Origin of the sequence: Sphingobacterium rhinopitheci (assembly GCF_022627575.1) — a bacterium.
In the GTDB taxonomy this organism is placed as follows: domain Bacteria; phylum Bacteroidota; class Bacteroidia; order Sphingobacteriales; family Sphingobacteriaceae; genus Sphingobacterium; species Sphingobacterium rhinopitheci.
In genome coordinates this window covers 1-23,294 of record NZ_JADEYQ010000007.1, presented here as the reverse complement: position 1 = coordinate 23,294, position 23,294 = coordinate 1, and the positions used below count along the sequence as shown (strand labels likewise).

At 34.9% G+C, this 23,294-nt stretch carries 18 protein-coding genes; 5 read left to right on the top strand and 13 right to left on the bottom strand.

Translation table 11 applies throughout. From position 1 onward, the window contains the following. Positions 1–3: 3 nt before the first annotated feature. Genes IP023_RS08705 through IP023_RS08695 form a run of 3 tightly spaced genes read left to right on the top strand, consistent with a single transcriptional unit; the run spans position 4 to position 3,322 of the window. Complete coding sequence (locus IP023_RS08705; RefSeq protein ID WP_241789884.1) at positions 4–759, top strand: SDR family NAD(P)-dependent oxidoreductase; 756 nt, start codon at positions 4–6, stop codon at positions 757–759. After that, entirely contained in the window at positions 737–2,140 is a 1,404-nt protein-coding gene (locus IP023_RS08700) for a neutral/alkaline non-lysosomal ceramidase N-terminal domain-containing protein (RefSeq protein ID WP_241789883.1), read from the top strand. Before IP023_RS08705 ends, IP023_RS08700 begins: the two co-directional genes overlap by 23 nt. A gap of 6 nt (positions 2,141–2,146) precedes the next feature. Continuing rightward, the gene (locus IP023_RS08695; RefSeq protein ID WP_241789882.1) at positions 2,147–3,322 is read left to right on the top strand and encodes a Gfo/Idh/MocA family protein; all 1,176 of its coding nucleotides are present in this window, start codon (positions 2,147–2,149) and stop codon (positions 3,320–3,322) included. A 355-nt stretch (positions 3,323–3,677) separates the two neighbouring features. Here the strand turns inward: IP023_RS08695 and IP023_RS08690 are convergent, their stop codons facing one another. The 13 genes from IP023_RS08690 to IP023_RS08630 all read right to left on the bottom strand — a co-directional run bounded on the left by IP023_RS08690 (position 3,678) and on the right by IP023_RS08630 (position 21,463). Continuing rightward, positions 3,678–3,974, bottom strand: a complete 297-nt coding sequence (locus IP023_RS08690) for a transposase (protein WP_241789881.1) — start codon at positions 3,972–3,974, stop codon at positions 3,678–3,680. Positions 3,975–4,142: 168 nt separating this feature from the next. After that, entirely contained in the window at positions 4,143–5,411 is a 1,269-nt protein-coding gene (locus IP023_RS08685; RefSeq protein ID WP_241789880.1) for an acetylxylan esterase, read from the bottom strand. 3 nt (positions 5,412–5,414) lie between these two features. After that, the gene (locus tag IP023_RS08680; RefSeq protein WP_241789879.1) at positions 5,415–6,305 is read right to left on the bottom strand and encodes an SMP-30/gluconolactonase/LRE family protein; all 891 of its coding nucleotides are present in this window, start codon (positions 6,303–6,305) and stop codon (positions 5,415–5,417) included. Between the two features lie 9 nt (positions 6,306–6,314). Then, positions 6,315–7,886, bottom strand: a complete 1,572-nt coding sequence (locus IP023_RS08675) for an SLC5 family protein (protein WP_241789878.1) — start codon at positions 7,884–7,886, stop codon at positions 6,315–6,317. Between the two features lie 19 nt (positions 7,887–7,905). Then, on the bottom strand, positions 7,906–9,084 hold the full coding sequence (gene dgoD, locus IP023_RS08670) for a galactonate dehydratase (protein WP_262914389.1): 1,179 nt from the start codon (positions 9,082–9,084) through the stop codon (positions 7,906–7,908). Positions 9,085–9,092: 8 nt separating this feature from the next. Then, entirely contained in the window at positions 9,093–10,424 is a 1,332-nt protein-coding gene (locus tag IP023_RS08665; RefSeq protein ID WP_241789876.1) for an aspartate aminotransferase family protein, read from the bottom strand. Between the two features lie 28 nt (positions 10,425–10,452). Then, positions 10,453–11,508, bottom strand: coding sequence for a serine hydrolase domain-containing protein (locus IP023_RS08660; RefSeq protein WP_241789875.1), 1,056 nt, complete (start codon positions 11,506–11,508; stop codon positions 10,453–10,455). Positions 11,509–11,534: 26 nt separating this feature from the next. Next, positions 11,535–12,593, bottom strand: coding sequence for a serine hydrolase domain-containing protein (locus IP023_RS08655; protein ID WP_241789874.1), 1,059 nt, complete (start codon positions 12,591–12,593; stop codon positions 11,535–11,537). A 31-nt stretch (positions 12,594–12,624) separates the two neighbouring features. Continuing rightward, positions 12,625–13,911, bottom strand: a complete 1,287-nt coding sequence (locus IP023_RS08650; protein ID WP_241789873.1) for a Gfo/Idh/MocA family protein — start codon at positions 13,909–13,911, stop codon at positions 12,625–12,627. 138 nt (positions 13,912–14,049) lie between these two features. Beyond that, positions 14,050–15,342 carry a Gfo/Idh/MocA family protein gene (locus IP023_RS08645; protein ID WP_241789872.1) on the bottom strand — a complete coding sequence of 431 codons (1,293 nt, stop codon included), beginning with the start codon at positions 15,340–15,342 and terminating at the stop codon, positions 14,050–14,052. Positions 15,343–15,471: 129 nt separating this feature from the next. Further along, positions 15,472–17,235 carry a RagB/SusD family nutrient uptake outer membrane protein gene (locus tag IP023_RS08640; RefSeq protein WP_241789871.1) on the bottom strand — a complete coding sequence of 588 codons (1,764 nt, stop codon included), beginning with the start codon at positions 17,233–17,235 and terminating at the stop codon, positions 15,472–15,474. 12 nt (positions 17,236–17,247) lie between these two features. Beyond that, positions 17,248–20,406, bottom strand: a complete 3,159-nt coding sequence (locus IP023_RS08635) for a SusC/RagA family TonB-linked outer membrane protein (RefSeq protein WP_241789870.1) — start codon at positions 20,404–20,406, stop codon at positions 17,248–17,250. A gap of 79 nt (positions 20,407–20,485) precedes the next feature. Continuing rightward, positions 20,486–21,463 carry a serine hydrolase domain-containing protein gene (locus IP023_RS08630; protein WP_241789869.1) on the bottom strand — a complete coding sequence of 326 codons (978 nt, stop codon included), beginning with the start codon at positions 21,461–21,463 and terminating at the stop codon, positions 20,486–20,488. 878 nt (positions 21,464–22,341) lie between these two features. Here IP023_RS08630 and IP023_RS08625 point away from each other — a divergent pair. Next, positions 22,342–22,695, top strand: coding sequence for an ISAon1 family transposase N-terminal region protein (locus IP023_RS08625; protein WP_241789868.1), 354 nt, complete (start codon positions 22,342–22,344; stop codon positions 22,693–22,695). A 76-nt stretch (positions 22,696–22,771) separates the two neighbouring features. Beyond that, positions 22,772–23,110 carry a transposase gene (locus IP023_RS08620; RefSeq protein WP_241789867.1) on the top strand — a complete coding sequence of 113 codons (339 nt, stop codon included), beginning with the start codon at positions 22,772–22,774 and terminating at the stop codon, positions 23,108–23,110. Positions 23,111–23,294 lie beyond the last annotated feature (184 nt).

The following is a 23,294-nucleotide window of genomic DNA, read 5'->3' as shown; positions in this document are numbered from 1 at the left end:
ATCATGTTTGAAGGTAAAACTGTTATAATAAGTGGAGGAGTAGGAGGAATTGGGTTTGCGACAGCACAAAAATTTGCGCTCTTGGGAGCTAATATTGCTCTGGGTGACATTAAAAGTAAGGATGAAGCGAAAAGTGCAATACTATCGATAGAAAAACTTGGGGTAAAATGTATGTATACAGCACTAGATATTTCCAATGCAGTTCAAGTGAAAAATTGGATAGATGAAGTGCATAGCACATTAGGGTTGCCAACCCTAATAATTGTTAATGCTGCGATCACGAGGCTTTCATCATTCCAAGAAACGTCAGCACTACAGTGGGAAGGAGATATTGGAGTTAATGTCAATGGTGCATTCTACATGAGCAAATATGCTACTGAGTTGCTTAAAGAGAATAAAGAACCAGGTAGAGTTGTATTTGTTGGCAGTTGGGCTGCACAGCACGTACATAGCCATATGCCTTCTTATTCTGTTTCTAAAGCAGCAGTCCAGATGCTTAATAAATGTTTAGCATTGGAACTAGCTCCGTATGGGATTTTGGTTAATGAAATTGCTCCTGGATATGTAGATGCAGGGTTGTCAGGAAGAATATGGGATGAAAATCCCGGCCGTCGTGAGCGAGCTGCAGAAAGAGTTCCGACAAAGACTGTAATTACAGCAGAAGAAGTAGCTGAAAATATAATTTTTTTATGTAACCCTTTAAATCGACATATGGTAGGTAGTACACTATTGATGGATGGAGGACTTTCTTTACAGTAATAAAATGTTCGATAATAGGATTTTTAAAGAGAATAATTATCATGGTTTTGTTGGTATTGCTGAAGTCGATATCACTCCACCAGTAGGTATTTATGCGCGTAATTGGGGGGCTGCAAAGTATGATCAATCTATTGGGAATCACAATTCGCTAAAGTTATCTTGTGTGACAATATCTCAGAAGTTGGAAGAGACAGCGATGGTTATGGTCAGTTTGGACGCTGGCGTATGGCGAAGTTATGAGGTACGTGTTAGAATTTTAAATCACATATTAGATTATTTTTCGCTTCCTAAAGAAAACCTTGTTTTTTGTCTTACCCACACACACGCTGGTCCAGTGCTTTCAGATGAATTGGATGAAAAATTGGGCGGTGAAATAAATAGGCAATACATCTCCATTCTTCAAGATAAAATTATTGAAGTTATAGCTGCAAGTTTGGATAATCGATCATTAAGTATTATTACTTGGAAATATGGGAAATGTGCTTTGGCGAGGAATAGAGATTTATATATAAAAGAAGAAAACCGATATGTAACGGGATTTAATCCTGTTAAAGCAGCTGATGATACATTGTTGGTGGGACGAATTCAAGATTTAATTACGAACAAAGTAAAAGGTGTTATTGTAAATTACGCATGTCATCCCACAACATTAGCATGGACAAATCAATTAGTATCTGCTGATTACGTAGGCGAAATGCGTAATCTTATTCAAAATGATTTAGATTGTCCTGTACTTTTTATTCAGGGTGCTTCAGGTGAGCTGGCTCCTCAATATCAATACACAGATGACTTACAAATTGTAAAACGTAATGGGAAAATTTTAGGCTACGCTGTTTTAGCAGTTCTGGAGGAGATGATTCCTGCCGATCAACAAATGTATTTTAAAAATGTAGTGGTTTCTGGTGCTGATTTGGCAGAATGGGATTTTTCGGAGCAAGAGTTGAATAGGCAGTTGTCCGCTGATGTAGTTGAGGTAGATTTTGAATTAAAAAATATGCCAACCCTTCAAAATATCATTTCTACGATGGAAACTGATATTCCCCGCGTGGAATATGAGAAATTATTTAGGCTAAAAAATTTACGTATTCAATTTGGTGATAATAATTCAGCAAAAATTAGTGTTTGGGTGTGGCAGATTGGTGATGCTATTTTAATTGGGCAACAGAACGAAGCTTATTCTGATTTTCAACAAAAAATAAGAAGTGCTTTGGGCGAAAAATGTGTTTTAATCGGTAATTTAGTAAATGGTTCAGCGGGATATTTACCTCCAAAAGAGTTGTACGATGAAGACTGTTATACCGTAATACAAACTCCTTTTGCCGTCGGTGGACTCGAAAATCTAATAGAGCAAACATTATCTTTTATTAAGAGATTTAAATAGTGAATTATGGAATCTAGAAGAAAATTTATACAGAAAATTTCATTAGGAACATTAGGTCTTTCCTGTATGGCTAGTGCAGTTCCCTTGATGGCAAAAGTTAATGGATTTGATTCATTCGCAGATCCTGATATTTATCCTAAGATAACCACCAATAGGAAAATTAAGGTAGGATTGGTAGGCTATGGATTTTCAAAATTTTCAGCAGATTTTGGATTTCAAAATCATCCAAATGTAGAAATAGTGGCTGTAAGTGATATTATTCCCGAACGATGTGATGCATTGGCAGTACATGTCAAATGCTCCAAAAAATACAACTCACTAGAAGAGTTGGTAAAGGATAAGTCTATCGAGGCGGTATTTATTTGCACGGATGCTCCTAGTCATGCGAAGCATGCTATTCTCGCACTAAATCATGGTAAACATGTGGCCATAGCAGTTCCTGCTGTATTTAATGATTTGGACGAAGCATTCCAATTAAATAAAGCTGTAGAAAAGAGTGGCAAATTATATATGATGTTTGAGACGTCTTGCTATAGAGAAGATTTATTTGCCATGCGTCAGATATATAAAGCAGGAGGATTTGGAAAAATAGTCTATTCTGAGGGTGAATATTTACACTATAAACCCAATGGCTTACCGAGTTATAACAATTGGCGAGATGGTATTCCACCTATGTACTATCTTACGCACGCAACAGCCTATCACTTGGCGGTCACCAACGGATATTTTACCGAAGTTTCTTGTCATGGTGTCGAAAGTTCTTTGCCTATTTTGAAGAATGGTGATAATATCTATAAAAATAAATTTGGAACCGAAGTAGCGATTTTTAAAGCCAATGATGGTGGTATTTCGAGGATGTTGTACAGTAATGACACGAATGGACCATTTGCTGAGGAGGGCAGGATTAGAGGAGAGAAAGGTTCGTATTCGAGAGGTAAAAAATACCATGGTGAGATGAAAAATTTACCAGAAGTATCTAGACCAAAATTGCCAGAAGGTATGCCTGAGGGAGGACACGGTGGGTCACATGGTCAACTCACACATGACTTTATTACTTGTATTTTAGAAAATAAAAAGCCATGGATAGATGTACGTTTATCCTTAAATTTAAGTGTTCCTGGAATAATTGCTCATCAATCAGCGCTCCAACATGGAAAGTCTTTAAATATTCCACATTTCTAAAAAATTGATCCGAAATATAAGAGGGTAGTGAAATTACCTTAACATTTTAATGATTTTTAAAGAAATGACTGAGTATGGGTTTAACCTAGCTCGGTCATTTTTATAACTAAACTCTTGGTCAATATCGTTGGATTCGTTCTTTTGTGGCAGATTATCCTTGTATTCCTCATCAATCCTATATAGCCATTTCGCAATACTTTGGGACGTTCCTTAAGTACTTCCAATGCAGTATAAGGGGTTGTTCTAGAATGGTAATGGGGCGCATCTTCGATGAGGGACTTTGATCAAATATTTCCTTTCTTCAACGCAATTGATACGGTCTTATTGATCAACAGGTTTAATAGCTCCATCTCTTTTAATATAGATTGCGAAATTCAGTAAGTAAACTTGAATTGAACAAGTCATCCTCAGAAGGCATTTCTAGAAAGTATTTAAAAGACAGGTCATATCTGGAACGCTCAACAACAGGTACTTCCGAAATCGTGTAGATCGTTTTTATCAGTAGGTACTTGAACATCTTTTTAGGACTCTCAATAGTACGTCCATTAGTGTGACAATACTTCTCTAAAAGCTCATCATAGATAAAAGTGAAATCGATAAGATCATTGATTTTTCGAATAAGAGTATCTTTTGTTATAATAATAACATGCAAACCTGAATAGGAGCTGAAATGTATTTTTTTTGTGGAGTAGAATGCAGTTTAGTATCCGTTAAAAACTACTTTAAGGCGCAAAAAAAAGGAGTGGAAAACGACAGTTCTTCACTCCTTTTTTTACTTCCTATTTAAAAGGAGACTTTTTAAGTGCCCTCTAAATATGGACTATTTTTTTAGTTTATTTATCAACCATTCATTCTTTTTTTGTACTTGTATTGGGGTTACGGTATGACCTGTTTCCTTCACTAGAAACAACTCTTTTGGAGCATTTATTACATTATATGCTGCATATATGGAGGTGGGTGGACATACCTCGTCATTATAACCCCATGAATATAATCCCGGTTGTGTGAGTGTTCTCGCAAAATTTACTACATCATAGTAGGGGATAGTTTCCATTTTTTTATCTGTATAATTTCTTGATTTATTTTTTTCATTCAATAAATGTGGCCATCCTCCAGCCTGATTATTTAAATAACCAGTAATATCGCATAATGCCGGGTAATTACATCTCAAATATTTAATGCGTGGTTCTAAAGATGCGGTTACGATGGCAAGTGCACCACCTTGGCTTCCACCACTCACAGCAATATTTTCTCCATCAAATTCAGGTAGACTATAGATAAAATCCACGGCTTTGACACAACCTAAATAGACTCGTTTATAATAGTAATAGTCTTTATTATCTAAATTAATAAAAGGATATTCAAAAAGTGCTCCTGCAGCTAAATTACTGTATACGCTTTGATCGAGATCGACAGGTATTCCATGAATCCCTATTTGCAATGTAATGATTTCATCGTCCACAAGTTCGAAGTTTCCACTATATTTTCTAATTCCTGCCCCCGGTACTTCTAAGACTGCAGGATATTTTCCAGATTTAGTGGGTACAGTAAGTATACCGTGTATACGGCTATTAATTTTATCATTTTCAAAACTTATTGCATAGACATTAACTTTCTCATTCGATTGTTCAGGGATAAGCTTGACTTTTGAATTAAGAGGGATTTTACGGGTTTCTGTAATTGAATTATTCCAAAATTCCTTAAAATCTGAAGGAAATGATACCGTAGGTTTTATATTGTATGGCTCTATTGCAGCTGTAGCAAGGCCTTTATACGTTTTATTGCCTACTGTTACCAAAATTGTACACCTTAAAAATCCAGATTTTGATAGTTTATTGTTTTTGATATTTCCTTCTAACTTATCCAAGCGTCCCTTTAGTTGATTTGGCATTTTTTCTTCACCAATTTCGTAGGTAATTTCAGCATTCTTTAATGAAATATTATCGCTAGTTATTTGGTAACTAAAAGTAATTTCTTCATCAATTTTATATTGCCAATCATCTTTATCACAGTTGACCACAATATTTACTTGAGTAAATGCATAAATGGATTGAAATACCAAGCTGAGTATTAGAATGAGTTTTTTCATGATTTAAGTAAGTTTGAATAAATTTGTATTTATGCCTTTATATGGCAGATTTTTTATAACAAAAGTTGATCCTGCAAGAGGTTGGTCTTTTAAATCCTCTTCACTCAAACCAATTTTGGCAGTTGTGATATACAGATCATTTAATTTTTTACCACCAAAAGTACATGAAGTTACTTTGCTGACAGGAAGATGAATTTCAGTCAGTGTCTCTTTTGTGTCGGGATCAAATCGGATTACTTTATTACCATTCCAGAATCCTATCCATAGCTTGCCTTCTGAATCAATGGTCATTCCATCAGGAATTCCTTGTGTATCATCAAACTTAAAGACTTCTTGTTGATTGTTAATTTCACCTTTGTTGTAATCAAAACTGAATAATTTTCTTACTCCGGTATCAATAAGGTAAAATTTATTTTTAGCCAAATCCCATGCTAATCCATTAGAACATGATAGCTTTGGTATCATTAATTCAGTGTCTTGATTTGATTTTATTTTATACAAATTTGCGACTTCCTTCGTATTATACACTTCATCCATAGTACCCGCCCAAAAATTGCCAAGAGGATCTATTTTGCCATCATTGAAACGATTATTAGGTAAATTACTTTCAGGAGAAGTAATTAGCTTACTTTCTCCTGAAGGTATATTTGTGAAATAAATACCATGCTTTTGAGCAGTCAATAATACTGTAGGATTATCCGTGAGTGCTAAACAACCAATTTTCTGTGCTATAGAAATAGATTCTGTTTGCCCAGTTAATGGATCATGACAAAATATTTTTTGCCCAAAAATATCAATCCAATAAAGCTTGTTTAGTCTATAGTCCCAAGTTGGGCCTTCACCTAGTTCCGCTTGTATATGGGAGACAAGCTCCCAATTATCTTTTAGTATCATTGAAAACATCTAAGCATAGGTAATATAAAAGTACAATACTAGAATTGTAACTAACGCCCACCAAATAAAAGGATTTCGTAAACCTCTATTTTGTGCTCGTTCTTCAGGTCTCAAACGTAGGCTTTCTTTATTCCAAATTAAACCCTCCAGCTCTACAGCAGTTTTAGCAGGCGTCAATAAACTCACTACTGCACATGTCAACATACAGGTCCAAAATACAATTCCAGCTCTATTCATATAGGCTATTTCGGGGAAAGCTAGTTCAAGAGATAATGCGAGAGGAATTGTTAATATTCCAGCTGCAAGTGCCCCTTGTTGCGTAGTTCGCCTCCAAAGTATACCTAATAAAAACATGGTAGCTATACCAGGTGTAAAATAACCGTATGCTTTCATTAGGAAAAGAAATATCGGTTTATCTGAATAGTTGATTAATAATCCTGTACAGATCATTCCTAATACAATTACTACTACACCTACTGACTTCCCAAACTTTACTGATTGCTCATCTGTAGCTTTTTTATTGATATATGGAATATATACATCCATGGTTAGGATAGTTGTACATGAATTGATTGCTCCAGATAAATGGGACATGATCGCAGCAATTAGCCCTGCCATAACCAATCCCACTAATCCAGAAGGAAGTAAAGATCCTACGAGTGTAGAAAAGAGTAGGTCTGGTTTTTCAAGGTTGGGGAAAAGCTTAGGAGCCACCAAGGCTGGGAATATAATCAGAAAGGGGACTAAAAATTTAAGATATTGTGAAAATACTACTCCCATTCTTGCATGCCATTCATTTTTAGCTGCTAATACACGTTGAACAACAAATTGATTCGTTGCAAAATAAAATATACTTACACATAATGAGCCGCCTAAATACATAGTCCATGGAAAGTCAGGGTCTGATGCAGGTAACAAAATATCCCAGTCTTTTGAAGACTCTATTATTGCAGGTATTCCACCAGCTGTATCAATAGTCACATAGGATAAAACTACCATACCAGAAAGTAGTACTACTAATTGTAGCATTTCTGTCCATACCACAGCGCGCAATCCACCCAATATGGTGTATATACCCGTTGCTACTGCCAATACGATCACACTTGTGATAATTGGAATGTCCAATAATGCATGAAGAGATAATGCGCCTAAATAAAGTACAGCACCAATTTCAACAAATACATATGTTAATACGACAAGTATAGAATACGTTGTTCTTGCTGATCCGCCAAATCTTTTTTGCAAATATTCAGGCATAGTGAAGAAGCCATTACGAATATAAAAAGGAAGAAATACCCATAAAAGAACATTAAGTCCGATTAATATGGCTCCCCATTCCATGGTAACTGCGACAAATCCTCGCGTGTAGGCTACCCCCATTGCACCCACCAAGTGATGGCTACTGATATTCGCCGCAATGATACTTCCTCCGATCATTGCCCATGATAGCTTGTCTCCAGCGAGAAAGTAATCTCGTTTGGTTTTTTTGCCTTGTCGAGAGGCATACATACCTAGTCCAAAGACTATTACTAGGTATGTAATGAAAATACTTATGTCTAAGTATGTAATATTTAAATCCATTTTTGTTTTATTTTATATATTACCAATCTCCAATACTTCCATCCTTATAGAAGACACGTTGTAATACTTCTTGTTGAAATGGGTGTTTTTTGACTTCTTCTTCATTGATTTCAATTCCTAATCCTGGTAGGGTGTTAGGAGAGACTGTGCGTCCCTGCTTTTTAATATCAAAGTTTTCAGTTACAATATCAGAGCGCCAAGGCACATCGTTATGTACACTTTCACAGATAATATATGAGGAAGTTGAAAATCCAATAGCAAGCGATGCGGCCGTACTTATTGGACCTTGTGGATTGTGCGGCGCCATAGATACCTTATATGCATCGGCTAGTGCTGCTATTTTTTTTGTTTCTGTAATTCCTCCACAGTGTGTAATATCTGGTTGAATAACACTTACTGCTCGTTTTTCAAGGAGGTCACGAAATGCATGTATGCCTACCAATCTTTCACCTGATGCAATTGGTGTAGTTACTGCACGTTGAATCAAGGCGATATCCTCAGGAGATTCTGGCCAGCATGGCTCTTCGAAAAAGTATAAACCATATGGTTCTAGTGCCTTTGCAAATTGTAATCCCATCCTTGGGCTAGGGCGAGCATGACAATCTACCATAATATCTATATTGTCGCCTACCGCTTCGCGCATGGAACGGACACATGCTTCTGCATATTTAATAGATTCTAAACCTTCTAACGACATAGTCTCAGGTACGGCCATGGATTTAAAAGCTGTAAATCCATCTTCAACTGCTTGTAAAGCTAATTCGCCAAATCTTTTCGCGTCATCAATCTTAGTTTCGTAAAAATCCTCCATTTTTCCGCCACCGAGATGACAATACAAGCGTACGTAATCACGAACTTTCCCTCCGAGCAATTCATAAGTTGGTACGTTATGAATTTTTCCTGCAATATCCCATAATGCGATATCAATCCCACTGATGGCTGTGCCACGTACGATATTATCACCATGCCAAAAATGTTGTCTATACATCATTTGCCACAGGTGTTCAATTCGACGTGGATCTTCTCCAATTAAAAGTTGACTTAGATCTTCAATGGCACCAACCACAGCTCGTGTATGCCATTCCAATGTCGCTTCACCCCATCCCCATAAACCAGGTTGATCCGTGACTACTTTTACAAATATCCAATTACGCATGCGAGCATGGCATACAAAAGTTTCTATAGCTGTTATTTTCATTAATTTAATTATTGTTCGTTGTTAGTCAATAGTTGTGCAAGTACTTTTTTAGTTTTTTCTAATGTAATTTCAATATCTTCCTCCGTGTGAGCATACGAAATACTGCCTTGTTTAATAGGAGTAGGGAAATTGAATATTCCTTCTTGGATCAATGCAGCACGGTATTTTTTATCAAATTCCATATCATTATTTTCCATTATATCATGGAAATCTTTGGGTTGGTGATCCATAAAGTAGACGCAAAATGCAGAGCCTTGTCTAGCTACATAATATGGTTTTGAATATGCACTAAAAATAGTGTTAAGCCCATCTTCTAGCTTTTTGCCCAAATATTCAACGTGTTCAAATACGTTTGCTGAGCTAAGTTTATTGAGTGTTGCTATTGCTGCAGCAGTTATCATTGGATGCGCATTAAACGTTCCAGCAATTAATACTCGATCTTGTTTATTTGGATGTGCGAAATAATCCATGTATCTGCTTTTACCAGCAATTACTCCCATCGGATAGCCGTTGGCAACAGCTTTGCCAAATGTGCTTAGGTCAGGAGTCACACCACAAATACTTTGATAGCCGCCAAGAGCATGACGAAATCCTGTCTTAACTTCATCAAATATCAGTAGGAAGTTGTTTTCGTCAGCCAGTTTTCGTAATCCCTCTAAATAGCCCGGAAGTGGTTTTACAATGCCTATGTTCTGTAATATAGGTTCTAATAGAATACAAGCTATTGGATACTTTTCAATCATTGCTTGTACGGATTCTAAGTCGTTGAAGTTGATGATGTGAACATATTTTTTGTGATCATCTGGAATACCAGCTGACAGGCTGTCAAATGGGTATTCATCCTTATTCCGACGAGGGCCAATATCATCCAAATTACTTATTACATTGGCAGCAACGTCATTATGCCATCCGTTATAACCTCCCTGCATAATTATGATGTGTTCTTTTTTGGTTACAGCACGTGCGATACGAATAGCATGATATGTTGCTTCTGATCCAGTTGTAGTAATTTGTATTTTTTCTGCTGAAGGAACTGCTTTTAGGAAAATGTCTGCAAAATCACCTTCAGTGGAAGTTGGACCAGCACCCATTAATACCGTATCATCATTTATAGCTTGTATAGCAGCTTTGTTTATATCTTCATCATTATGGCCTAAGAATGCAGCTGCAAATCCGGCTTGATAATCAATATATGTATTACCATCTATATCCCAAATTTTAGAACCTTTACCTTTACTAAAGCAAATAATAGGATCTGTTTTTCTATTTAAAGAAACTACTCCGCCTGGAATAATCTTTTCATTTTGATTTAAAAGTTCTATTGATTTTGGCCAATTCATAATTATTGTTTTATTATTTTTTTATTTCTTAATTAATGATTTCAAGTATTGCTTTTTCGAATTCTTCAATTCTAATAAATGGTTTGTTTTCTTCTCCTATACCATTAATTTTTGTAAATACTATACCTTCATCCGGCAATACTATACAAAACTGTCCGCCGTTGCCGCTCATGTACCATAGAATTTTTCCTGATTTTGTTCTTAAGCCGCGCCAAGCTAGACCATAAGTATATTTTGGATCTCTAACCTTTATTTCACCTGGTTTTCTATATTCATAGATAGGTACTTCTATTGGTGTTTGTGTATTTTTTGTATAATCTACAGGGAGCAGTTGAACCCCATTCCAATTGCCATTATTTGCATATAGCCAACCCACTCGAGCTAAATCAGTTGCGGTCCATTCGGTAAATGCATATCCATGAACTACAGGTATAGTTTTTCCATTTTTAATAACGGTCTTCTTGCTTTCCGCCCATTCTACTTTAGCTCCAATTTTGTTTGTGATATCTTCTTTGAGAACATTATTTAATGATTCTCCATAGATATAAGTTAGAGCATGAGCAAGGTGTTTGGTGTGGTCATTGTGATAATGTGAGCCAGAACCTGGCTCTATGTTTCCTGGATCAAGATAATTGTTTTTATACTGTTCTACTGGTAAGCCTGAGGTTGCAGTCGCCAAATGTTTAAAAGTAATTTTGTCTTTATATGTACCACCATTAAAATCGGGGTAATAGTTAATAACAGGATCATTTATATTTTTTATTTTACCCGTTTGCAAAGCCAATCCTAAAATCATTGTAGTAATTCCCTTTGTAATGGATTGAACCTCGATTTTTTTATTCGATGGTCCTGCATGATTCCATTCATTTATCAAGTAACCTTTATATATAAGTGCACCGTTAGCTTTAGACTTTGCCATTAGAGAATCAATAATGAGAATAGATTCGGAATTAATTTCTTTAGATATATCCTTATTCGTTTCCCAATCTTGGTTAGGAAATTTCGTTTGGGCAGGAAGTATACTATGAATAATCACGATTAAACTCACCGTTATTAAACTTTTAGTTAATGTTGAATATGTCATATGGTAAAGCTTTGCTAAGTGATTTTTTATTTTTCCACTAAATTGCGTAGTGCATTTTCAAATTTGTCAATACGTATATAAGGTAAATATTGATCAGAGTACCCGTTAATTTTACAGAATACTATACCTTCATCGGGTATTACAACACAAAACTGCCCACCATTACCACTCATATACCATAATGTTTTATCATTTTTAGCGCGAATTCCCCACCATGCTAGACCATAGGTAGTGGACCAATCCATAACTTCCATTTGTTGACTTTTCTTTCTGAAATTATATATAGGCTGCGTAATTGGGGTAAAAGTTTCATTAACAAATTCTGGCGTGATGATTTGTTTGTTTTTCCACTTTCCTTTTTGCACAAATAGCCAACCTAGTCGTGCTAAATCTTTAGCAGTCCAAGATGTAAATGCATATCCATGAACCAAAGGAATTTCCCTGCCATTTTTAATTATTTTTTTTGAACTTATGTTCCAATCAACTTCAATACCTAAGTAATCTGAAACTTTACTTTTTAAGATTTCATTTAATGGTTGCCCATAAATATAAGTTAGGGCTGCTGCCAATTGTAGTGTATGATCATTATGGTAGTGTGATTCCTTTCCTGGTTTAATATTTCCTGAATCTAGGTATACTCCTTTATAATGACTAACAGGTAGACCAGATGTTGCCTGCGCTAATTGTCTAAATGTTATTTCTTTTGCATATTTACCTTCTTGGAAATCAGGATAATATTTAATGACCTTTTCGTCAATATTTTTTATCTTTTTTTCCTTAATAGCAACACCTAATATTAGTGATGTGACTGATTTCGTGATCGATTGAGTTTCAAATTTTTTATTTTCATCTCCATCATGGTTCCATTGAGCAACTATATATCCATTACGTATGAGAACACCATTTGCTGGTTGCATCATCATTAAAGAGTCAATTATCTTTAGCGATTCTTTATTGATATTTAATTGGTCAGGTGTTGATTTTAACCAATCCTTATCTGGATAGATGGTTTGACTAAATAGAATTGTATGAAATAAAGATAAAATACAACATAATGATATGTTGAGTAGATTTGTAGATGTCATAGTGCTTATTTATAGAATGATATCTAATGTTTTACTTCCACATTTTGAAATGAGGAATTTTCAATGTTTCTCCGCCTTTCATACAAGATTCATGGGCAACAATTCCTGGAATACTTAAATTCAAGGCCATTGCTACATCAAGTATAGGATGCCTATCCTCCAATATGGAACGAATAAACTCTTCAGTCAAGTGCCCATGAGATCCTCCGTGTCCACCTGGGGGTACTCCGGGAGGAAGGGGAGGTCTTTTTGTATTTGGTAGACTGTCCTTTTTTTGACCTTCGTAACCGATAGTTCGTTCGTACATCCCCAATTCGCCTCGAACTCTACCGATTTCAGAACCTTTACCAGGTAAATCCTTTAAGTGTGCCATTCTTGAATATCCACCATCATCCGTTCTAAACATAGCAACTTGGGAGGCGTAAGGATTGTTGTATCTGTTTTTTCCTCCTTTGTAAGGAGCAATATGACTTTCTTTACCATAGCATGATACTTCGGTAAAATGACCATTTGTAACGCAAATATGATACGCAGTTGCGTGCGTCAAGTAATACATAGGTACATTTCCATCACGCCAGCCATTATAGGATGGTAAAGGTTTACTTGAATAATGTATATATTCTCCTTCAGAATATACAATCTTACCAAATCCACCAGCCTCATAGATTTTTCTCATCGCATATAAATCTTCTCTATAAAAAGAAGTTTCAAACATCATATACTTTAAACCTGTGCGCTTAACAGTATTATAGAGCTCTTCAGCTTCGTCTAATTTAGCAAAGATAGCAGGTACAGCAACAGCTACATGTTTCCCATGGTTTAAGGCCAAAATAGCATGTTTTGCATGGCTAGGAGCATCAGTGCAGATAAATATAGCTTCAATCTCTTTGTCCTTGACCATCTCCTCTAGTGAAGGGTATTTTTTGTCACATTTTACATGCTCTGCAAGTTTATCACACTGTATAGGATTTATATCACTTACTGCTGTGATTTCAACATTTGGATGGTCTTGAAATCCAAATGCAGTACAGAAGGCACTCAAACCATATCCAACAAGACCAACTTTTACTTTTTTATCGGATACAGGCTGCCAACCTGCATAAACATCATTATTTGCGTCACCTACTTCGTCAAATCCCGCAATAACTTTTCCATTCACTGTAGGAGCATTAGTTGCTGTACTTGACTTTCTTGAGGAACATCCTATTTGAGCCAAACTTAAAGAAGCAATTCCTAATCCTAATGTGGTTATAAAAGACCTTCGATTATTAAAACTGGAATGCGTGTTAGATTCTTGATCAATATTTGATTTTTCCAAAATTTAAAGAATTATATATAAATAATAATTTAATTATTATTTTCAAGGTTAAAAAAATGGTTTATAATTTATTATAATCATGGGTTGTCAACCAAAATAATTTAGAGTTGCCTTCATGTAAAATTTAAATTGATTTAATTACTTCCACATTTTGAAATGAGGAATTTTCAATGTTTCTCCACCCTTCATACAAGATTCATGGGCAACAATTCCTGGAATACTTAAATTTAATGCCATAGCTATGTTAAGGATAGGTTGTCTATCCTCCAATATGGAACGAATAAATTCTTCAGTTAAGTGGCCATGAGATCCACCATGTCCACCTGGAGGTACTCCCGGAGGTAGGGGAGGTCTTTTTGTATTTGGTAAACTGTCTTTTCTTTGACCATCGTATCCGATATTACGTTCGTACATGCCTAATTCACCACGCACACGACCACTTTCAGATCCATGACCAGGTAAATCTTTCAAGTGTGCCATTCTTGAGTACCCACCATCATCAGTTCTAAACATGGCAACTTGAGAAGCATATGGGTTTTTATATCTATTATTTCCTCCTTTATATGCTGGTAAATGACTTTCTTTACCATAACAAGAAACTTCTGTAAAATGTCCGTCAGTTACACAGATATGGTACGCTGAAGCATGTGTTAAGTAATACATTGGTGCATTACCGTCTCTCCAGCCATTATAGGATGGAAGAGGCTTGTCTGAATAGTGGACATATTCACCTTCAGAATAAACAATCTTACCAAATCCTCCAGCCTCATATATTTTTCTCATTGCATATAAATCTTCTCTATAAAAAGAAGTTTCAAACATCATATATTTTAGGCCTGTTCGCTTAACGGTATTATATAGTTCATCTGCCTCGTCCAGTTTTGCAAAAATTGCAGGAACTGCTACAGCGACATGTTTTCCATGGTTTAAGGCTAGAATAGCATGTTTAGCATGGCTAGGCGCATCAGTACAAATAAATATAGCTTCTATCTCTTTGTCCTTTACCATTTCCTCTAGTGAAGGGTATTTTTTGTTACATTTAACGCGTTCAGCCAGTTTATCACATTGTACAGGATTTAAATCACTTACTGCTACAATTTCTACATTAGGGTGATTTTGAAATCCAAAAGCACCAGAAAAAGTACTTAATCCATACCCAACTAATCCTACTTTGACTTTTTTATTAGATACAGCTTCCCATCCTGCATAAACATCGTTATTTGAGGCACCTACTTCGTCAAATCCCGCAATAACTTTTCCATTAACGGTAGGAGCATTAGTTGCTGTACTTGACTTTTTTGTGGCACATCCAATTTGAGTTAAACTTAAAGAGGCAATTCCTAATCCCAATGTTGTAATAAAAGATCTTCTGCTATTATTACTTGATTGTGAATCTGATTCCTGATTAAAGGTTGAGTTATTTACGTCCATAATTCTACGGTTTATTTAATTATTATATCAAAAATAGCTTGATATATTGATAATATTATATTGATAATTATCTCAATTTTAAACTATTTTAATCAATAATCTGTTTAAAATTGAGATAATTGGTTTAATTTAATTGTACCCTGGATTTTGTTTTAAAGCTGAATTTCCATCTTGTCTTACACTTAAATCTATTTGTCTTTGAGGTATAGGGAATAATTCATGTGTTCCTTTAATAAACTTTCCTGAGCTATAGTTACTTGCTGGATTGAAGTTCGCTACTTCTCTCTCTCTTTGCATCAGATTATTATGAACTGTAGCGATATCTAATTCATTGCCATCCCAACGACGTAAATCTAGGTATCGGTGGTGTTCTAATGCTAATTCTAATCTTCTTTCATATCGAACTGCTTTACGAGCAAAAGATTTTCCATTGATTGTAAAATGATTATTATATAATCCAACTTTATAGTTGGCTGCCGGAGTATTACTAAATCCCGCGGTTGGATCATTATCCCTAATATATTTCTTTACAAATCCATCAGGATTCGATGCTCTAGCTCGGATTATATTAACATAATCCTCTGCTTTTTTTAAACTTCCAATTTCTACTTCACATTCCGCAGCCCACAGTAGAATATCCGCATAACGTATCATATTATATGGTGTATTTGTTGCACGTCCCGATTGTCGATCTGATGTTACAGATGCTTGTCGTGCTGCATGTTTGATAGAACTGTAAGGGCCACCAGTGAATTGGCTACGAACCCATGCTTTTCCAGGATGTACTCCCCAATCTAGGTATGGAATTCCTCGTCGTCCAACAGACCAATCTAATCTAGAATCAAGTGTTCCTGTGTGTGGCATAAATGGTTCTGTAGAATTTATATTTTGATCATGTTTGACTGGTGTTTGAAAGTAATTATCAAGGATAGGAAGTCCAGATACTTCGTCCGTTTGAAAAGCATTCACTAGATCGAAAGTTGGTTGGTACCAGCCGCAGCAAGTAAACGCAGGTCCTCCATATGTTCCATTATAATTATCCATAGGATTACCATTGTTACCACCACCTCCATCATTAACAGACATTTGAACTGAAAAAACAGATTCTGACTTATTTCTTCCTGCATTACTGAAATTATCACCGTAAAAATCTAGAAGTTTGTATTTCGTTCCCGAAGATGTTACTCCATTTGCTATAATATCATTTAATAATATTGATGCATCTGAAAATTTGTTTTGAAACATGTATGTCTTCGCTAAAAAACTTTTTGCAGCCCATTTGTTTGCACGGCCAACTTCTGATTTTGTTTCAGTAAGATTGTCAGCGGCAAATTTGAAATCTGCTTCTATATATTTATAGATATCTGTATTATTTTCAACGAGGTAGTTTTTTTCTGAATAATTCACAGTTTCATCAATCCATGGTACATTTTTCCAAAGAGTAGTTAGTTGTAAATAATATATTCCTCTTAAAAATTTTGCTTCAGATTCAATTTGAATTCTTTCAGTCTCTGAAATATCTGGTACCTCAGGAAGTACTCGTATTACATCATTACATCTTTGTACCGCGGCATAGATAAATTCCCATCGTGCATTAATACTCCCTGTAGTAGCGTCGATAAGAAATGCATCTTCAATACTCACCCCAGATTCAGAGCCCATTCTGGCATCATCTGGTGCAAGCAATGATGTCCATCCGTTATCATAGTTTCCGGATAATGTACCTCCACCCTTTAATAAACTATATGCTCCAATTAGCATTCCATTAATACCATCTTTTGTTTTTAATAACTCTTCATTTAAACTTCCGTAAGGCGGTATTTCTAAGTATGATTTTGAACAGGAAATCAGTAACATTGTACTAATTACCATAAGTAAATATATTTTTTTCATATTGTGTTATTATTAAAATGATGCATTTAGTCCGATTGTAAAACCTTTCTCGTTATTTGGATAGCTTGCAAAGTCAACACCAAAATTTGAAGGATCTCCACTTGAAATTTCTGGGTCTACACCACCATAATTTGTAATTGTAAATAAGTTAACTCCTTGCGCGAATATTCTCAACTTGGAAATGCCATACTTGCTCAATTTAGAGTTTGTTATGTTGTATCCTAAAGACACATGTCGTAGTTTTAAATATGAACCATCCTGCACAAAATAGGAATTGGAGGCACCATGCGTACTAAATGAACGAGTAGATTCTAATTTTGGAACAGTGGTGTTTGTATTTTCTGGTGTCCAAGCATTTTTTAATTTATTACTTTTTGCACCTTGGTAATAAGACATAAAGTCTGTATATGCAAGTACTGTATTGTAAATATCATTACCTTTAGTACCATAAATTAATGAGGAGAAGTCAAAGTTTTTGTATTTAAATCCTAAGTTTAATCCATAAGTATAATCTGGATTTGGATTACCTAAAATTATCCTATCTTGATCATTTATTTTTCCATCCTGATTTGTATCTTGATACTTGAAGCGTCCAGCTTGCGCAGCGGTTTGAGTAGGGGAGTTTTGAACTTCTTCCTCTGAATTGAAGATGCCAATTACTTTATATCCATAGAATGATCCCATAGCATTGCCTTCTTCATTTATTGACATACTACCAACACTCTCATGGTATCCACTCGTGAAATATCCTGGATCAGGTAGGTCTACGATCTTATTTTTATAACTCGTGAAATTTAATCCAACATTAAAAGAGAAATTATCATTAACTGACTTATTATAATTTATGTTTGCATCAATTCCAGTATTTTGTATGTCACCAATATTGATTGTTGGTGTACTTGCACCTCCTAGGATAGTAGCAGGTAAAGGCTCACTGAATAATAGGCCATTTATTTTTTTCTTGTAATACTCAATATTGAAGGTGTAATTTTTTAAAAATTGAAAATCTACACCTATATTAGTCAGAATATTTTCTTCCCATCCTGTTGCTAGATTACCAATACGAGATTGTGCAAATCCCTGTACAACAGAGTTTCCTGTACCCATGATATCGTAACCTGTTCCATTTATTGATGCTGCATAAAGAGAATATGCATTTGCTGAATTTACATTATTCTGAGAACCTAAAACTCCATGGCTAGCTTTTAATTTTAATTCATCAATCCATGAAACTGAATTTAAGAATTTTTCTTCTGAAATGCGCCATCCGATTGAATATGATGGAAATACGCCATATCTTCTGTTAGATCCAAATTTAGAAGATCCATCTCTCCTTAAGGTTATACTCGCTAAGTATTTTTTTGAATAATCATAGTCTACTCTTCCAAATATTGAAAATAAACTATTAGAATTAACAGAACTGCCATTTGTAATATTTACGGTACCATTATTTAGATTTAAATAACTTTCGTCTTCAATAAATAAATTACTAGCTCCTCCAGTTAGACTTTTACCTATGTAACTAATTGCTTCCGTACCTGCTAATAATTGAATATTATGTAGGTTAAAATTATTGTTATACTTTAATGTATTAGTGAATGTTAATGTATTGGAATAACTTGAATTAATAATCAACCTACTGTCACTTGAACTACCTTGTACATTTTCTGTTTGAGTAGCTTCGAAGTTTCGTTCATAATTTGTTCCATAATTAACCCCTAGGCTTGTGGTAAACACTAAATTTTTTAATATTTTTACATCTGCAAAAACATTTCCAGCTATACCCCAATTGTAATTTATATCTTGACTATCCCGTTCCTGATTTGCAACTGAGTTTGAAAAAGAGCCTAAACTTGGTCCTCCGAATGTACCCGCGTAATTGCCCATTATATCTCTTAATGGTACTATTGGAAGCATTTGATATGCTGCACCCATGCCATTACCGCCATTTGATTTTTGTCTAAATAATAAATTAAGATTTTCTCCGATTCTAATATTACGACCGATGTTGAATTCGGTATTTATACGAGCACTATATCTTTTATAATAAGATTTGTATAAAGTTCCATTTTGATCAAGATACCCTAATCCAAAATAATATCGATTATTTTCGCCTCCCCCAGATACTGAAGCCACATGTTGGGTTGAGTTTGCGGGTCTAAATATATTATGAAACCAGTCTTCACCTTCTTTATTTACTTTTTGAATTATGTAATTTCGGCCACTATTTTTCTTTTCATAAAAGTATAAACTAGGATCTACAGCTGGATCTCCCTCCATCGCTACTCCGGCACCATTTGGTCCTCTAAATGTGTAATCGGGCATGCCGTTTGAAAATAGTGCATTACCTGGAAATACTTTATTATATATATCCATGTAGTCATTGGAATTCAAAAGATCATATACGTTACCTGGATGGGGCATTGTATGTGTAAAATTCCCTTCGTAATTAACTGTAGGTAAACCACTTTTTCCTTTTTTTGTCGTTATAATTAATATTCCATTAGCACCTCTAACACCATAAATAGCTGCTGCTCCGGCATCTTTTAATACTTGTATTGACTCAATGTCATTTGGGTTAATATGTGTAATACTTTGCTCAATACCATCAACGATTGTTAATGGTTGAGAATCTCCAAAAGAGCTCAGTCCACGAATATTTATTTTACTTGTTGAACCAGGTACACCAGATGAGACAACATTTACACCAGATGCCATTCCTTGCAATGCTCTATCAACAGAAACTGAAGGGTTGTCTTTTAAAGCTTTCATATCTACTACGCTTACTGACCCAATAATATCTTTCTTCTGTTGTGATGTATAACCTGTTACTACTACTTCATCAAATGTGTTGTTGTTTTTTTCTAGAATGGCAGTTATATAGTTACTTTTGTTCAGAGGTTTATTTAGTGTAATGTAATTGAGATGGGAAATAACTAAAGTTACATCTAGGTTTGGAGTTGTAATTTCAAAATTTCCTTTTTCATCAGTTATACTTGTCGAAGAGCTATTTAAAACACGAATACTCGCTCCCGGTATCGGCCCTCCATCAGTATCTTTAACGACACCTCGAACTTTCTCCTGCGCAAAGAGTGATTGCGCGATACAGCAGAAAAAAAATATCATAACCCAAGGCCTGGCATTTTTTTTAAGCATTAAACTTTTTTTCATTGTTAAATTTGTTATCATAATTTGTTAGGTTTATTATTATTTAGGCTTAATTTAATTGGTACAGAAAGAAATTTGATTGTTATTGAGCTAGTAAAAGGTCTAAAAACTGATCTAATCTTCTATAAGGCTTGTATTTTTCACTGTATCCATTGATTTTAACAAAGACCATGTTTTTTTCAGGTATTAGTACACAGAATTGACCTCCGTTTCCACTCATGTGCCAAATGTATGCGCCATTAGGACTTTTTTTTGCTCGCCATCCGTACCCATATGTATTATTCGAATCAATTCGTACATCTTGGTTCGGTCTAGATACCATTAAGGGAATGGAAATAGGCGTAAGGGATTCTTGTATGTATTTTTGAGAAATAATTTGTTTGTCTTCCCATTTGCCATTTTGCAGATACAAGAGACCAATTTTTGCGAGATCTCCTGCTGTCCATTTAGTAAATGCATATCCTGCATACACAGGAATTGTTTTTCCATCTGATGATAATACTTCTCCATCTATTGACCATTCTATATTAATATCAAGAGGATTCAAGACGTTAGTTTTTAACACCTCTAATAATGGCTTATCATATATAAATGTAAGAGCCTTAGCTAAGAGGTCGAAATGATCATTATGGTACCTCGCATCTAGACCTGGTGGCATGTCATTATGATTCCCATAATTTTCTTTAAATTTAGTGGCTTTTATACCAGAGGAAACTGTAACTAAGTGTTTGAATGTAATTTCATTGCTGTATTTTCCAGCATCAAATTGAGGGTAGTATTTAATTACCTTGTCATTGATATTAGAAATTAATCCTTTATCAATAGCAATTCCTAGTAATAGACTGATGATGGATTTGGTGATTGATTGTACTTCAATTTTTTGATTTATGTTTTTGTCATATTCCCAGTGCTTAATAATGACATTATCCCTAATTAAAATTCCATTAGAGTGACTTGCCTTCATCAATGAATCTATAGTATTAGATTTTGATTTGTCTACATGGTAAAGATTGTCTTTGGTTAATGTATTTTTTTGTTTTTTAGTTGATTGTGCGCACACACAATTTGTAAATAACAGAGCAACAGCCAAAATAATATATTTACTGCAAATTTGTTGTTGCTTAAATTTTCTATATAACCGATTTGTTATCATATCATAGTTCTTATAATGTAATCTTACCCCTAATTAGCTACACTCAAAACTAATAGAATTCTAATCCGACTTGCTATTGTTATTCTGTTGAAATGTGGGAAGATTATGGAGCTTTCCATATTTCAATATGGTTATTTTTATAAAATTATAACAGATTTTTTGGACTATGTTAAACTTAATTGTTGGATACCTAAACAATTTTATCCTTGATAGGTGCTATTTCTAATTGTTGGGCTTCTTACTTGATTTTACCTTATGGTTGGGATTTGAGAATTGCTCCAAAGTGTATGAGTTGAACATAAAATAAATGGATATGAGGAGTAAAAGCATCATTAAGATTCCTTTCATGTTACGGTTACCCAAGTGCAAGAAAGAGGAGGTGGCTGTTGTTTATAATTTGGAAATAATTTATTTTTTTATTTTTAATCTATTGTTTAACAAAGTCTTATTTTACACGTTGTTATTTAGATTATTCAAAAGATTAGACTATTATTGAAGAAAATATAGATAGCAACCCTGGTGTAGACATTATGGTTTCATTTATTGACTTCAAGAGGGATCATAAATTTTATTAATAGGATAATCGGATTAGTTTCAAAAACTCTTTCTTTTGTGCTAAAGTCAATTTGTGATCACTTTTATAAAGTAAGTATAGGCATTAAGTAAGGAGCTGTTTTAATGTATCTCCCTGTTGGAGTACATCTGGGAAAAGGTTTCGGATCAATCCCAAAAGTTGTGTGTGAATTGAATAATAATTCTGATTTTTGTAAAAAAGTACATCGATTTTGAGCCAGTATCTAGAATTATTAAAGCTGATCCTACCGGAGTACTTGGTAGAGTATTTTGACCTTGTTAGTAGCCAAAAGGAAGATGAAGTGATGCATCTTTACTTTGAAGAGCGTAACATTGTCCCCATCAAAGACAGTAAGCGTATCATTATCGCTCATGGCTTCCATAAATCTATCACGATCCAAGATTTTCCATTGCGGGGTAACACCGTTTATTTACATATCAAAAGGCGTAGGTGGCTAGATAAGAATAGCCAAGAAATCATTCAGCGGGATTGGGATTTAGTAGCACAGGGAACACGTATGACCAGCGAGTTCGCTGCTTTTTTAAAAGAGATTAGTCGATACTAAATCTACTGATTGCCATACTATTGGCAGCTTCTATCATGTAAATGGCAGGAAGCTTCAACGTCAATATCGAGATGTTTTGAGTGATTTCAAAGATTGGAAACAACAAACGATAAATAAAGAACTCATTTTTCCACAGAATATAGGACCTTATCTTTCTATTGACGAAACAGCGCTATCCAAAGGAGAATTGTATACTATCATAACCAATAAAAAAGCAAAAGGAAAAAAAGGTAGTATAGTTGGTATTTTCCCAGGAACTAAGGTGGAACCTATTATCGAGCAGTTGTTAAAAATACCACGTAGACTAAGAGCTAAAGTGCAAGAAATCACCTTAGATATGGCTAATTCAATGAAAACTATCGCTCTTCGTTGTTTTCCTCAAGCTATACAAGTTACTGATCGATTCCATGTATAGAAACTCGCAATAGAGGCTCTTCAAGATATTCGAATTAAATATAGATGGGAGGCTATAGATTTAGAAAATAATCAAATTAAAGAGGCTACATCAAAAGGGAAACGCTTTATAGCTGAAGAGTTTAGCAATGGTGATTCTAGGAAATTATTATTAGCTAGAAGCAGATATTTGCTTTATAAGTCAC